Source organism: Corynebacterium sp. c7Ub_26, from assembly GCF_053760365.1.
In genome coordinates this window covers 36,840-50,542 of record NZ_JBSNBL010000001.1, presented here as the reverse complement: position 1 = coordinate 50,542, position 13,703 = coordinate 36,840, and the positions used below count along the sequence as shown (strand labels likewise).

Sequence of the window (13,703 nt, the reverse complement as noted above, 5' to 3'; positions counted from 1 at the left end):
CGTGTGCTCCGACGCTGACGAGTTATCCGCGGATGAGACTGAGCACTTCGGCGCGGCTAGCGGGGTTCGTCTGGAACCCGCCGCGGACTGTGGACGTGGTGGTTGTCGCCCCCGGTTTGCGGATACCTCGCATCGCCATGCAGAGGTGCTCACATTCGATAACGACGATGACCGCCTGCGGTTGAAGGCGCTTCACCATGGCGTCCGCGACCTGTTTGGTCAGGCGTTCTTGCACTTGTGGTCGTTTGGCGTAGAGGTCAACCAGCCGGGCCAATTTGGAAAGCCCGGTGACTTTCCCCGATTTCCCCGGGATGTACCCGATGTGGGCTTTCCCGTAGAACGGGACCAGGTGGTGTTCACAGGTGGAGTACACGGGAATGTCTCGGACGAGCACGAGTTCGCGGTGATCTTCGTTGAAGGTCTTGGTGAGAACTTCCGACGGGTCTTGGTGGAGGCCGGCGAAGATTTCTTCATAGGCTCGCGCGACGCGCTCGGGGGTGTCAACGAGCCCTTCCCGATCGGGGTCTTCCCCCACGGCGATTAACAGGTCGCGGACGGCTGCCCGCGCCCGTTCATGGTCGACGGCCATTAGTGGTCACCGTCTTCACGGCGGTTGCCTTGCTCGGACGAACCGTTGTAATCGGACCATTTGTAGCCAGAGGCGTCGTGGTTGTGCCCGTTTTCGCTCGAGTTCTGTTCCCCGGTGCTGTGGCGTCCATCGTCCAACGGGTGGTCTGGGCGTTCATTCTCCGGGAATCGGAAACCGTGGAGCCCATTATCAGCGGGTTCACTTGGTTGGCCGACGCCGTAGTTCTGCATTCCTGGGTGCTGACCCGGTTGTCCTGCTGTGGTGCCTCGGTTCTCGGCAGAGTGTCGAGCACCTGCCTGATGAGCACCAGGGGTCTGGGACTCACCTGATTCCGAGTACCGGGGGGCGCGATCCGACGGCGGCCATCCTGGGGCGGTCCATCCGGCGGGCGGTGGGGTTCCACCGTAGACGGGCGTGCCGTCGTCATTGGTCGAACCCGGTGTCTGCTGGTTCGTTGGCGTTCCGGCTGGGTAGCTACCGTAATTCGACGATCCACTATTGCGAGGTATGACCGTCGTTTGGCCTTCATATCCAGCGTTGGAGTTACCGTTCGCACCAGTCGAGCCATCGTTCGCCGACCAACCACGAGTGTCGGAGCCCTGCGCGCCAGGTCCCTGCTGTACCGAGCCCTGCTGTACCGAGCCTTGTTGGCCAGCACCCACGATGTTATTAGTGCCGCCAGCATTTACCGACTGAACGTTCGCCTGGTTTGCAGCGGATTCGCGTTCACGCCGTGCCTGCCGAGAGGCCTCCAAGAAATCGTGCCGCTTAGGTGGCTCTTCGCCACGTTCACGAGCTAATTCCACCGGGGTCTTGACGGGATCCTTGTCATCCTTCGGGTGGAGGACGTCTTCATTCGTGAAGATTTCCAGCCGCTCACGCGGTTTCACATTCGTAAAGATGGCTTCGAGGTCAGGGCGTCGCAGAGTTTCTTTCTCCAGCAACTTCTGGGCCAAGAGGTCGAAGGTTTCACGGTTTTCTTTCAGAATCGCGTAGGCCTCGTCGTGGGCTTTTTCAATGAGGTAGCGCACCTGTTTGTCAATGGTAGCCGCGACATCGTCGGAGTACTCCAACTTTCCGCCACTTCCCCGCCCGGAGAAGGGGTCGCCTTGTTCCTCGCCGTATTTCACGGCTCCGAGGTCGGGGCTCATGCCGTATTCGGTCACCATGGCGCGGGCGATTTTCGTGGCCTGCTCGATATCCGCAGAGGCCCCCGTCGTCGGGTTACCGAAAATCAGCTCTTCACCGGACCTGCCGCCCATGGCGAAGACCAACCGGGCGAAAAGCTCTGCTCGGTTGTACATTTCCTTGTCATCTTCGCTGGCGGTCATGGCATGGCCACCTGTACGCCCGCGGGCCAGAATGGTCACCTTATACACGCGTTCGATATCCTTCATCGCCCATGCGGCAAGGGTGTGCCCACCTTCGTGATAGGCGGTAACTTTCTTCTCGTGCTCGGAGATGATCTTCGAGCTTCGACGTGGCCCACCGACAACGCGGTCGGTCGCTTCTTCGAGTGCGTCGGCGGTGATGATGTTGCCGTTCACACGCGCGGTAAGGAGCGCTGCTTCGTTGAGCACGTTGGCCAGGTCTGCACCGGACATGCCGGCGGTTCGCTTAGCCAACGAGTTGAGGTCCACGTCCGGACCCAGGGGCTTGTTATTGGCGTGAACGCGAAGAATCTGCTCACGGCCTGCAAGATCAGGGTTAGTCACCGGAATCTGCCGGTCAAAACGCCCTGGGCGCAGCAGCGCGGGGTCCAGAATGTCCGGCCGGTTCGTTGCAGCGATCAGGATGACACCTTGGCGGTCACCGAAGCCATCCATTTCGACCAGCAACTGGTTCAGCGTTTGCTCGCGCTCATCGTGGCCACCGCCCATTCCCGAGCCGCGCTGACGCCCGACGGCGTCGATCTCGTCGATAAAGATGATGCATGGCGAATTTTCTTTGGCCTGTGTGAACAGATCACGCACGCGGGATGCACCCACACCGACGAACATTTCAACGAAGTCCGAACCAGAGATGGAATAGAAAGGTACGCCGGCTTCACCTGCGACTGCGCGCGCCAGCAGGGTTTTACCAGTACCGGGAGGTCCATAGAGCAGAACGCCACGCGGGATTTTCGCGCCGAGGCGTTCGTATCGTTCCGGCCCTTGGAGGAAGTCACGAATTTCGGTGAGCTCCTCGACGGCTTCTTCTTCACCGGCGACGTCACCGAAGTTGGTTTTCGGCATGTCTTTGGTCAGTTCTTTGGCCTTGGATTTACCGAAGCCGAACATGCCGCCCATGCCGGATCCGCCCTGCATGCGGGAGAAGAAGAACATGATCAGCAGGAAGAAGAGGATCATCGGGCCGAGGACGGCGAACATCTGGCCCAGCCATGAATCCTGCGTGACCTTGGTTGTGTAGCTCTCAGGATTGGATTTTTGAACCGCGTCGAAAACCTGGTCCGACGTCCTGGCCGGGTATTTCGCTATGACTTTGTCGACGTCCTTGTGGTCGCCCTCGTCAATTTTCTTCTTCAGGTCTAGCTGGAGCTGTTGCTCCCTGTCGTTAATCTGGGCTTTTTTGACGTTGCCGTCTTTGAGCTGCTTCAGGGCGACGGAGGTATCGACATCTTGATACCCGCGCGTCGAGCTAGAGAACACCGAGAAAGCGAAAATTCCGAGCATGATGATAGCGATGACCGTCGCTATGCGCATGACTTTCTTGCGGTCCATGGAACCTCTCATTGGGAAAAATATGAGTACCTGTCGTCGCAGGTACGGTGTCGATTGCTACCAGGGTAGTCGAACCCTCGGACACGTCGGCCAGACAGGCGTTCGCTGTGCGCGAACAGTGCGGATTCGTCCGCCGCTTGCCCGTTCCGACCTCAACGTCCTTCCGGATTACGCGTCCTCCGGCGTCGACATCGTCGTGTTCAGTTGTCCGTGTGTGTTTGTCCTGGGCTATTTTTCGTAGACCTGGGATTTCAACGTCCCTACCCACGGGATGTCACGATAGCGCTCGGCATAATCCAACCCATATCCGACGACGAACTCGTTGGGGATATCAAAGCCGACGTCGAAGAGATCAATGTCCACCTTGATGGCCTCGGGCTTGCGGAGGAGCGTCACAATCCGCAGCGAGTTAGGCTTCCGACTCTTCAAGTTCTTGATGAGCCAGTGCAACGTCAATCCGGAGTCAATGACGTCCTCAATGATGACGACGTTCCGGCCATGGATATCACGGTCGAGATCTTTCAGAATGCGTACGACGCCTGATGAACTGGTGGCATTGCCGTAGGACGAGACGGCCATAAACTCGAGCTGCGTCGGGATGCTCATCTGCCGGGAAATGTCGGTGATGAAGTACACCGCGCCTTTGAGCACACACACCAGGATGAGGTCGTCGTCCTCATTGGCGTAGGTTTCGGAGAGGCGATCGGCCATCTCTGCGATGCGGTTATGGAGTTGTTCTTCGGTGATGAGGACGTGGTCAACATCGTCGCCATAGCCGTGTTCGGGGACGGGGACGGGTTGATGGGATTGCATCATTAGCTCTCGATCATGTGGCGTTGTTGTCTGTGTGGTCCGTAAATATATGGTCGCTTATAGGCGCCCGTCTGGCAATTTTCGCTGAACATTAACGGTCATGCGTACCCTCCGCGGTCAGCTGTAGTTCATCGTGACGACGAACGACGAGCAAGCGTCCAGGCGGGGCGGGCGTGCGCGCCCAAGGAATGGCGACTCCCCCCTGCCCATGCCATTGCGTGGCCAGCGCATCGATCGCGGTGACGTGTGCCCTGGTCAGTGGCCCGGCGCGATGATGAAGCCACTGCTTAATAATCCTTCCGCGCAACGCCAGAGGTTGACGTAGATATGCGGCGATGGCCAGGCCGGTACTGCCGCAACTGCCGAGGTTATCTATAGAGGAACCGTGGCACTCACATTCTTTGAGGACGTCGGCGGCCTGCTGCGCCAGGTAGTCGTCGTCAGTGCGGGTCATGGCCGCGGTGGCAATTGCATTATCGACGGCGGCCTCCCCCAGAACGGAGCGGATCTGCGGAATAAGCTGCGTGCGGACCCGCGATCGGAGGTTATCCCCGGACATATTGGTGGGATCGTGCCACGGTGTGATGCCTAGTTCGGCGCACGCTCCGATGGTGTTCTCCCGCCGAACAGAAAGCAATGGGCGTCCGAGTGCTGTGGCTCCGGCGTCGACGGCGGGATGATGGAAGAGAATTGGCGGCATTCCGGCGATGCTTCCTAGTCCGGCACCTCGCGCCAGCCCAATGAGTAGGGATTCTGCCTGGTCATCGCCAGTGTGCGCCACGAGGACGGGGAGGCCACCATGCTCTTGTGCTACCTGACCTAAGGCGCGGTAGCGCTCTTCTCTCGCAGCTGCTTCGGTGGCCTCACATGGGTACACCTTTATTACCTCAGCAGTCGCCCCTAAAGCCTGGCAAACGTGCGCGGCTCGCGTCGCGACGCCGGCTGAACCCGCTTGGAGTCCGTGATCGATAACTACGGCGTGGACTCTCCAGCCTTGTTTGAGTGCACAGCCCACTAAAGATAAGGAATCGGCCCCACCCGAACATCCGATGATGCACGAAAAGCCCAGTTCATCAGCCTCAGATTGCTCCGTCGTTGTCAGCCGGGAACTCCACGTCGCGTGCCACGCTTCGAGCGCATGGCGGATGAGCAACACATGGGGCCCGGGTTTGGTTGAGGGTGGCATATAGGACGGCGTGGGTTCGCAACTCTGATTCACGCTGTGGTTCGAGTTCATGGCGGTATTAGTCACGGCCGTTTCCTATGACGACATCCTCAAAGCGGACGCAAGGTCATCCAAGGCGGAACGGGCAGGCTCAATATCCGAGCCATTCGACATAAACGCGAACGCCAAGACGCGACCTTGCTGGTTCATCACCGTTCCGACCAGCGCAGATACGCCATCCAGGGTTCCTGTCTTCGCGCGAACCCATCCTGCTCCGGGCCCCGACGATGATCCGGGAGTGAATCGGCCGGCCAGTGTCCCGTTACCGCCGGCGACCGGCAGGCCGTCGAGAATGGGCCGGAGATCGTGGCTTTGGCTATCTGCCGAGGACGAATCGGAATCGCCCTCGTTGGTCACCGGAGATGAGGCTGTGACCATGATGCGGTCGAGAAGACGTGAGGTAATGCGGTTATCCGGGCTCATTCCCGAATTGTCTTTGAGGACCACGCTCTCGAGGGGGAAACCGTGCTGGGAAAGGACCTCTTTCGTCGCCGACGTCGCGCCCTCGAACGTCAAGGGCTTGCCTTCTTTCTTCGCGATTTCTCGACCGATCGCCTCCGCCTCCATATTGTCGGAATTCACGAGCATGTCGTGGATCCTGATGTCTAGCGGGGCCGATTCCACAGCGCCGAGTTCGCCATCCTCGGTATCCACGGATTTCTTAGACACGGACACCCCCTGGGAGTTGTTGTCTCCCCCGCCCGAGTTGCCGGACTCATCATCGACTTCACCGGAGTCGCCGGATTCGCCACCATTGTCGGCACCGTTACCGTCGCCGGAACTGCTGCTAGAGAGCCCCACGCCATTCGCCAGTGCTTGTCCGGCAACCAACGCAGGATTGTCCGTTCGCGGGGAATCGGCGTCGCTCGGATCCTGCCGACCCCCGTTGAGCATGACAGAGTCCACGGAGGTCACGTTGCCGCCAGAGATATCCCCGCGGCTCCACGTCGAATTAAAGGTATCGCCCTGGCCAGCGCGCGAATTATCGACGACCACGCTCGTCACTGACTGACCGCCCATGTTTTTCTTCACTTGGCTCGCCAAGTCCTGAATCGTGGGGGCGTTCGTGTAAAACGCGCTGTCTTTCGACGCGGCGAGCGTCACGTCACCGCCACCAACCAGCACGATCTGCCCGGGCTTCGTGCCGCGTTTCACCACCGTGCGAACTCGATCCTTCGGGCCAAGAGTTAACAGCGCAGCCGCCGTCGTCATCATTTTTGTTGACGACGCCGGAACCATCGCGGTGGACGAATTCTTCTCCCACAACGTCTTCCCGGTGGACGCGTCGGTAACCTGGCCAGCCAACTGGCCCAAAGCACCATTGGACGCCGGCCCCTGGAGGGCTTTCGTGATGTCGGGAATAGGGGCATCCGCGTTCGGCCCAGACACGGAGACTCCACTATCGGCTGGCCCCGCTGGGTTAGCCGATGTGTATGCGTTGCGCTGCTGGTACATAACCACAGCCCCAACGATCACCGCCGCCACCACGATGATGGTGAGCACGGTGAGGACAGAAGAGACAGCGGAACGTCGAAAAGAGCCAGTGCGAACGGCCGTCGACCCACCAGAGTTCTTCTTACCTTTTTTCACGGTGGTGAGTTTAGCGGAGACCCCGGACACGACGCGGAACACTTCACCTTCGAGCCTGATGCGCGGCGAAAGAAAAGTAGAAGGAAAGGCAGAAATAGCGCGGGTTCTCCAGCGTGGCACCCCCGGTTGCGCGGCGGTTCAGTACAGTAGGACTTATGAGTATTGAAGTTACGATCGAAATCCCGAAGGGTTCACGCAACAAGTACGAAGTCGATCACGAAACGGGCAAGGTCTACCTGGACCGGTACCTCTTCACCCCCATGGCTTACCCCGCCGACTACGGCTTTATTGACCACACGCTCGGTGAGGATGGCGATCCGCTCGATGCGCTGGTCATTCTTCCTGAGCCGGTATTCCCCGGCGTGATCGTCGAGGCCCGCCCGGTCGGTGTGTTCAAGATGACCGACGAAGCAGGTGGCGACGACAAGCTGCTCTGTGTCATCGACGATGTCCGCTACGAGCGGTACCAAGACATCAACGACGTCGAGGATCACATTAAGGACGAGGTGGAGCACTTCTTCGTCCACTACAAGGACCTGGAGCCGAACAAGGAAGTCAGCGGCTCTGGCTGGGGCGATAAGGAAGAAGCTGAGCGCATCCTGCAGGAAGCTAAGGATCGCTACGAGGACTAATAGCGTCCTTTCGCATCGGGGGGCTTCTTTGGGGGATTAGTAAACCGGGCTTCGTTGGGAGCTTATTAACCTTCAGAGCCAGCGGCGGGATTAATTCGACTGCCAGTTTCCGGGTCGAAGTAGTGGGTTCGTGTTGCGCGGACAGTGATCACGGACCCGACGGCTACATCGGTAGCCGTGACCTGACCGTTGTTATGAACGATGTCCGACGTGACGTGGCTCCGGCCACTCCCCGCGACACTATCTCGTGGGAGGAGCACGGCGAGGGCGTCCCGACCCGTCATGGGGTTGATCTGGACGCCACCTTCGGACCCTCGTGAGCCCGTCGGCGTGCCATAGGCAAATGATTGCGCACCGAGCTCCTCGATGTGCGTGACAGTGAGGTCGAGCACCGGCGCATCACTTCCCGCACCCGCATTCTGCGCGGCGGCCTCCCCCGTCGTCGGTTCTCTGTCGTCCCCGGATGTCACCGATAGAACCTCCCAGTCCTCCGGGCGCACACCCATAACCGGCCCACCATCAGTCGTGAAAAGGCCCATCGTTGGCGATCCAATAAACGACGCCACAAACGTGTTTGCCGGATTCTGATAAACATCGCGGGGCGAGTCAACCTGCTGCAGCACCCCGTCCTTCAGCACGGCCACGCGGTCGCCCATGGTCATCGCCTCAACCTGGTCGTGCGTCACATACACGGTGGTTGTCCGCAGCTTTTTCTGCAGAGAAAGGATCTGTGACCGCGTCGAGACCCGAAGCTTCGCATCAAGGTTGGATAGTGGTTCATCCATGCAGAACACCGCGGGGTCACGGACGATCGCCCTCCCCATCGCGACGCGTTGCCGCTGCCCACCCGACAACGCTGCAGGCTTGCGGTCCAGTAGATCAGTAAGCTCCAGCATCGCCGCAGCCTCGTGGACACGCCGCCGTGTCTCCTTCTTCCCCATCCCACGGTTGCGGAGAGCAAAGCTCATATTCCCCTCAACTGTCATGTTAGGGTACAGCGCGTAATTCTGAAACACCATAGCCACGTCGCGCTCGCGCGGGGGCACCCCCGTCGCGTCCCTGTCGCCAATAAAAATTGACCCCTCATCAGCAGGTTCCAGGCCCGCGAGCATCCGCAGACTCGTCGACTTGCCGCAGCCGGACGGCCCGACGACAACTAAGAATTCACCATCGGCGATATCTAAGTTCAGATTATCGACGGCTTTACGGTCACCATAGATCCGGGAGACATTATTAAAACGTATCGACGCCATTCTTGTGCTCTTTCTTTCTGCAGTTACGTTCTGTGAACAATTACGTGGTCAACAGCGTGATGACCGAAAACGATGCTATGAAAACCCATCACGACGGCATTTTCGGTTTAATTTGCGTCTCATAGGCCCGGCTGATTTCCTTATCAACCTTTTTCATCGTGGACCGTATATCAGCGTTATTCGTGAGGATCGATTCGAAAGCACCCCCAATAACCTGGTCTGCGCCAGGAACGAAGACGCGCGCCGGATCTTGAATACGCGTATGTGGGAGCTGATCAATCGCGGTCTGATAATTGGGGTGTTCATCCAAGAATGTCTTCATTTCCGGATCGGCCGACGCATCTTTTCGAACCGGCATATACCCCACTTCCCTCGACCAGAAGCATGTATTAGCCGTGTTCGTGATGTAGTTGATAAACGTTGCCGCGTTTTTCTTCCTCTTGTCGGAAATGATGGCCGGGATAGCTAGCCCTGCCCCGCCCGTTGGACATCCACCTGTTCCCCGAGGATTAGGCAATGCTGCCGTCCCTACCGGGAATGAAGCGTTAGATACAATCCCGTTCAAATCTCCTGTCGACGCAATCACCGAAGCATATAATCCGGCCGAGAAATCATTGGCCAGCGATTGAGAAATAGCAGCGTACCCATCACTCGACACGGTACGTTTGAGCCATTCCACCGCGGCGATTGTTTCGTCGGATGTGAAAGTAAAATCCCATTCTTTAGAGTACGCTCCGCCTTTTGTCCACAACGGGCCCTCAAACGTCCATGACAAATAATCGACGGCGTTGCCCCACCCGTGCCCTTTCTGCCGATCTGTCTGTAAGCGCGGCCCCCATTCATCCATTTCATCCCATGATTCGGGCCCACGGTCGGGAAGGCCCGCTCTTTTCCACGCGTCTTTGTTGTAAAAGAAGAGCGGCGTCGAACGAGCAAAGGGAAGCGCGAAATGCTTACCGTTGAATGCATAGTCCTCATAAAGAGACGTCACATATGTCGACGTATCCAGCCCCACTTCGGACGCCACATCTTCAATCGGCGTGATCTGCTCATTCAGTGCAAAGTTGAACCACCACACATCCGAGAGCATGACGATATCGGGAACGGTTCGACCCGTCAGCGCCGCGTTAAACTTCTGAGCGCATTCTTCATAATTCTTCCCCGCGTCAATGAGATTGACCGTGAGGTCCGGATGATCCTTTTCAAATCGGCGGATTAATTCTTGTTCCGCCGGCTTTGACTGTCCCGGGTGCGACGACCACCACGTGATCGTGTTGTCATCCTGGTGCGCCTGGCCTCCCGGGGAGAATCGTGTCCCCGCACATCCACTCAGCGCCGTTGCTGCCAACGCGGTGCCCGCGAGCCCCAAGAAAGAACGACGCGATATGCCCGCACGCTGTGAATCCGAGCGTTGTCCCCAATCCGAAATGTTCATTAGCCTTTCACTGCCCCCGTCGTTAAGCCTTTAATCATGTATTTCTGTAGGAAAATGAAGAGGAGCAATATCGGAACCATGGTGAGCAGAGTTGCAGCCATCACGGGACCCCAGTTCGTCACCCCATCTGAGTTTTGGAGTAATGCCAGGCCGACGGGCAGTGGCGCCACTTTGTCGGTATCTGCCATGACATAGGGCCACAAGTATTGATTCCATTCGTTGACCACGGTGATCATGGCGAAAGCCACCAATGTGGGGCCTGACACCGGGAGGAGCACTCGGAAGAGCAATTGCATCGGGCCGGCACCATCCATCCGTGCCGCCTCAATGAGCTCTTTTGGCAGGCTCATGAAGTGATTACGCATTAAGAACGTTCCAAAGGCGATTCCGGCGAGCGGGATAATGATGCCTTGGAAAGTGTTTCTCCATCCCAATCCAGCAACCAATGCATAGTTAGAAATCACGGTGATTTCACTGGGAACCATGAGCGCAGAAATGATGATGATAAAAATCAGGTTGCGTCCGGGGAACCGGAGAATAGCGAGTGCATACGCGCTCAGGACCCCCAGCGTAATTTTTACTGTGCACAGAATGACCGTGATGATGAGCGAGTTTCGCAGGTAATGCCAAAAGGGCACCCGCTGTGTTGCTTCATCATAATTTTGTGGGTGCATCTGGTGGGGATACCACGTCACCGGGTTGGTGTAGATCTCTGGATGCGTTTTCAATGACCCGCTGAGAGTCCAATATAAGGGCAGCCCGATAAGCAGAAGGATAAAAATCATTCCGGCATAGCCCACGGCTTTCTTTCCCATGTCACCTCTTCCTGTCTTGTTATGTCTCTTGTTATGGCCAGATGTATGGCTTTCCTTTACAGTCACCGTCTTTATCTCCCGTTATCCATCTGCCGGTCCATATAGCGAACCTGAACAAGAGTGAGGCACAACAGGATGAGGAAAAGGATGGTGGCGACGGTGGCTCCGTACCCCGCCCGGAAATTCGTGAATGTTTCCTGGTAGACCTGGTACACCAACGTGGTCGTGCCGGTTGTTTGCGGGCCACCCCGGGTCATTACTGAAATAATGTCGAAGACTTGGACAGAGTTGAGCGTCACGGTGATCGATAAGAAAAAGGTGCTCGGCCGCAACTGAGGAAGAATGACCTTCCATAATCTCGTCCAGGGGCCGGCACCGTCGATGGCCGCTGCTTCATCAAGTTCTTTATTCACGCCCTGCAATGCGGCGAGATAAATGACGAATGTGTATCCCAGGTTCTTCCAAATAAAGGTGAAGGTCACCATAAAAAGGGCCCATGCTGGCTCCGAGTAGAAGTTAGGCACGGGGATGTGAAAACGGCTGAGAATGTCCTGGATCAGCCCAAAGTGAGGGTCGAAAATGAACTGAAATGCGACCCCGATGGCAGCCCCTGATAATGCGAAGGGAGCAAAAGCAATAGATCGGACAGCATTACGACCAAACAACTTTTGATCCAATATCAAAGCAAGAATAAGGCCTAAGGCCATGGAGCCGATCACGGCAAAACCGGTAAACACAAGGGTGTTGAGAACAATGGTTCGGGTGTCATCCCGAGTGAGCCATTCCTTGTAGTTATCGAGCCCCACAAATGTCGCCGAAGGCGACGAAATATTCCACCGAAAGAATGACAAACGGATGTTGTCTATTAATGGCCGATACGTGAACACGGTCAGCAGCAGGAGATTAGGAAAAAGCAGCGCTGCAGCTAGCAGCGCTGCTTTCCGTTGAGCCCGCTTGGTGTCTGGTGCGTGAGTTGATTGACTATCGAGCACCCACGCAGGCTAGCTCTCCTAACAAATCTTCCCGTGACCTTAGGGTAAATCATCGAGAACATTTAGGTGAACAAACAGAAAACACCCACGCTCTTCCGCTTAGGGGAGGCTAGGTTTAAGATTTAAGTATGTTCTCTCGTTCACGCTCCCCACTAGTACTTATTGCCAGTTCTACCGCCCTCACCGCGGCTCTCGCAGTGGGTGTGCCAGCACTAACGGCACCGGCGCCCGCAACAGCGGCACCGAGCATCCCGGATAATCTCTCCGTCTTCCCTCTGGTTCAGGAGAATCCATCCATCACTGTCACTTTTGAAGATGGAACTCCCGCCGAAGGTGCAACCGTGCACCGTGGTGATGTCCTCCTGGTCCACGGTTCCGGGTTCTCCCCGCAGGCCAACAAGGGCGGCTTCCCACTTCCGGTACCCCCGGGCACGTCCAACGGCGTATTCGTTCTCTACAGCGGGTTCCCCGATCAGTGGAAGCCCAGTGAAAACGCCGATTCCTCCACCCGCAAGCACCCCCACGACCGGATGGCGTGGGACATGCCCAAGGGCACACTGGACGCAATTCCGCAGCAGCCGATTGACATGCACCGTTCCATCGCCCGCCAGGCTCAACCCATGAACGACGACGGCACCTTCACCGCTCGCCTCGTCGTCGATCCCCCTGAGCAAACACCCGGTACCAACTTCGGCGTGTACACCTACGCCGGTGGCGGATCCGTCAACCCAGCCGAGGAACTCTACGTTCCTATCAACTACTCGCCCGAGCCTGGCCCGAACCCTCCGCCAGCACCCACGGAGGACCTCGTCGTTAAGGCAAACGAGCTTTTCACGGCGACCAAACTGGCACAGGGTGGAGTCAACCCCAAGGATGGGGCGGCCAAGCAGGACGATGCCCAGACTGTGTCGTTTAGCCGCGACCGTGCCGCCGAAGAAGCTGCAAACGATGGCATCCGTCGTTACAAAGGTTCCGTTACGGGGTCCGCACGGTTCAATGTTGTCGAGCTGACCGTCGCTAATCCGTGGATCATTACGCTGCCCAATGGCACCGAAATCCTGACTGCGGAGACATCGGACGGTAACGTGGGCCCAGACTCGTTGACTCGACGGCCCATCGGTATCTTGTCGCCCGCCAATGAGAATGGTGCAAAGACCTATGGCATCGGGCCATTGCAGTACGGCGAATTGACCGAGCAGCAGTAAGACCGCGCCGGTGGTTGCATCGGCAGGTACACCGAGTACGCCGAGATCGAACGTCAAACAACCCACAAGGAGCAGATTTATGGAAAGTGTGACAGTCCACGACATTCCCGACGGTGCACAATTCGTCGACGTGCGCGAGGCAGATGAATATGCCGACGGCCATGCCGCGGGTGCTATCAACATTCCACTCAGCGAATTAATGGGTCGTTACCAAGAACTGGACTTCGATCAACCGGCGTACATTATCTGCCTCTCCGGAGGACGGTCTACCCGGGCCTGCCAGTTCCTGGAGCAAAACGGCCTCGACGTCATCAACGTGAAGGACGGCACCTTGGCCTGGCGCGAAGCTGATCTCCCCATGGAAACGGGATCCGGCGACTAAGCTCCGGCGACGGCTAAGTCCAGCGGCTAGGCCCGGGCAACTCGGCTCGGGC

At 57.6% G+C, this 13,703-nt stretch carries 13 protein-coding genes; 4 read left to right on the top strand and 9 right to left on the bottom strand.

Annotation, left to right across the window (positions count from 1 at the left end):
- Positions 1-22: 22 nt before the first annotated feature.
- Positions 23-589 carry a GTP cyclohydrolase I FolE gene (folE, locus tag ACWORE_RS00220; protein ID WP_303734247.1) on the bottom strand — a complete coding sequence of 189 codons (567 nt, stop codon included), beginning with the start codon at positions 587-589 and terminating at the stop codon, positions 23-25.
- Positions 589-3,309, bottom strand: a complete 2,721-nt coding sequence (gene ftsH / locus ACWORE_RS00215) for an ATP-dependent zinc metalloprotease FtsH (RefSeq protein WP_448235617.1) — start codon at positions 3,307-3,309, stop codon at positions 589-591. The genes folE and ftsH overlap by 1 nt, the downstream gene beginning before the upstream one ends.
- A 22-nt stretch (positions 3,310-3,331) precedes the next feature.
- Between ftsH and ACWORE_RS00210 the strand changes: the two genes are divergently transcribed.
- Positions 3,332-3,550, top strand: a complete 219-nt coding sequence (locus ACWORE_RS00210; protein ID WP_406604997.1) for a hypothetical protein — start codon at positions 3,332-3,334, stop codon at positions 3,548-3,550.
- Here ACWORE_RS00210 and hpt read toward each other — a convergent pair.
- The 3 genes from hpt to dacB form a co-directional block, all read right to left on the bottom strand.
- The gene (gene hpt, locus ACWORE_RS00205) at positions 3,538-4,122 is read right to left on the bottom strand and encodes a hypoxanthine phosphoribosyltransferase (RefSeq protein ID WP_406606117.1); all 585 of its coding nucleotides are present in this window, start codon (positions 4,120-4,122) and stop codon (positions 3,538-3,540) included. The genes ACWORE_RS00210 and hpt overlap by 13 nt on opposite strands.
- 91 nt (positions 4,123-4,213) lie before the next feature.
- Positions 4,214-5,374 (bottom strand): tRNA lysidine(34) synthetase TilS, encoded by a 1,161-nt coding sequence (gene tilS / locus ACWORE_RS00200; RefSeq protein ID WP_296136544.1) that lies wholly within the window; start codon positions 5,372-5,374, stop codon positions 4,214-4,216.
- A gap of 9 nt (positions 5,375-5,383) precedes the next feature.
- Positions 5,384-6,937: a D-alanyl-D-alanine carboxypeptidase/D-alanyl-D-alanine endopeptidase gene (gene dacB / locus ACWORE_RS00195; protein ID WP_455301948.1), complete on the bottom strand. Its 1,554-nt coding sequence runs from the start codon at positions 6,935-6,937 to the stop codon at positions 5,384-5,386.
- Positions 6,938-7,092: 155 nt separating this feature from the next.
- On the opposite strand from dacB, the gene ACWORE_RS00190 reads away from it, so the two are divergent.
- On the top strand, positions 7,093-7,569 hold the full coding sequence (locus tag ACWORE_RS00190; protein WP_221924321.1) for an inorganic diphosphatase: 477 nt from the start codon (positions 7,093-7,095) through the stop codon (positions 7,567-7,569).
- A 65-nt stretch (positions 7,570-7,634) separates the two neighbouring features.
- Here ACWORE_RS00190 and ACWORE_RS00185 read toward each other — a convergent pair whose 3' ends face one another.
- The 4 genes from ACWORE_RS00185 to ACWORE_RS00170 all read right to left on the bottom strand — a co-directional run bounded on the left by ACWORE_RS00185 (position 7,635) and on the right by ACWORE_RS00170 (position 12,064).
- Complete coding sequence (locus ACWORE_RS00185) at positions 7,635-8,822, bottom strand: ABC transporter ATP-binding protein (protein ID WP_455301946.1); 1,188 nt, start codon at positions 8,820-8,822, stop codon at positions 7,635-7,637.
- Between the two features lie 88 nt (positions 8,823-8,910).
- The gene (locus tag ACWORE_RS00180) at positions 8,911-10,257 is read right to left on the bottom strand and encodes an ABC transporter substrate-binding protein (protein WP_455301944.1); all 1,347 of its coding nucleotides are present in this window, start codon (positions 10,255-10,257) and stop codon (positions 8,911-8,913) included.
- A complete protein-coding gene (locus ACWORE_RS00175; RefSeq protein WP_046202703.1) occupies positions 10,257-11,072 on the bottom strand; it encodes a carbohydrate ABC transporter permease in 816 nt (271 codons plus the stop codon). Before ACWORE_RS00175 ends, ACWORE_RS00180 begins: the two co-directional genes overlap by 1 nt.
- Before the next feature lie 71 nt (positions 11,073-11,143).
- Entirely contained in the window at positions 11,144-12,064 is a 921-nt protein-coding gene (locus ACWORE_RS00170; RefSeq protein WP_455301942.1) for a carbohydrate ABC transporter permease, read from the bottom strand.
- A 128-nt stretch (positions 12,065-12,192) separates the two neighbouring features.
- On the opposite strand from ACWORE_RS00170, the gene ACWORE_RS00165 reads away from it, so the two are divergent.
- The gene (locus ACWORE_RS00165) at positions 12,193-13,269 is read left to right on the top strand and encodes an HtaA protein (RefSeq protein WP_455301941.1); all 1,077 of its coding nucleotides are present in this window, start codon (positions 12,193-12,195) and stop codon (positions 13,267-13,269) included.
- 79 nt (positions 13,270-13,348) lie between these two features.
- Positions 13,349-13,651, top strand: a complete 303-nt coding sequence (locus tag ACWORE_RS00160) for a rhodanese-like domain-containing protein (protein ID WP_046202705.1) — start codon at positions 13,349-13,351, stop codon at positions 13,649-13,651.
- Positions 13,652-13,703: the final 52 nt, after the last annotated feature.

Coding starts and splice junctions, on each gene's coding strand:
- ACWORE_RS00185 (WP_455301946.1), bottom strand. CDS start 8,822: ATGGCGTCGATACGTTTTAATAATGTCTCCCGGATCTATGGTGACCGT.
- ACWORE_RS00160 (WP_046202705.1), top strand. CDS start 13,349: ATGGAAAGTGTGACAGTCCACGACATTCCCGACGGTGCACAATTCGTC.
- ACWORE_RS00180 (WP_455301944.1), bottom strand. CDS start 10,257: ATGAACATTTCGGATTGGGGACAACGCTCGGATTCACAGCGTGCGGGC.
- ACWORE_RS00190 (WP_221924321.1), top strand. CDS start 7,093: ATGAGTATTGAAGTTACGATCGAAATCCCGAAGGGTTCACGCAACAAG.
- folE (WP_303734247.1), bottom strand. CDS start 589: ATGGCCGTCGACCATGAACGGGCGCGGGCAGCCGTCCGCGACCTGTTA.
- ftsH (WP_448235617.1), bottom strand. CDS start 3,309: ATGGACCGCAAGAAAGTCATGCGCATAGCGACGGTCATCGCTATCATC.
- ACWORE_RS00175 (WP_046202703.1), bottom strand. CDS start 11,072: ATGGGAAAGAAAGCCGTGGGCTATGCCGGAATGATTTTTATCCTTCTG.
- hpt (WP_406606117.1), bottom strand. CDS start 4,122: ATGCAATCCCATCAACCCGTCCCCGTCCCCGAACACGGCTATGGCGAC.
- ACWORE_RS00210 (WP_406604997.1), top strand. CDS start 3,332: ATGAGTACCTGTCGTCGCAGGTACGGTGTCGATTGCTACCAGGGTAGT.
- ACWORE_RS00165 (WP_455301941.1), top strand. CDS start 12,193: ATGTTCTCTCGTTCACGCTCCCCACTAGTACTTATTGCCAGTTCTACC.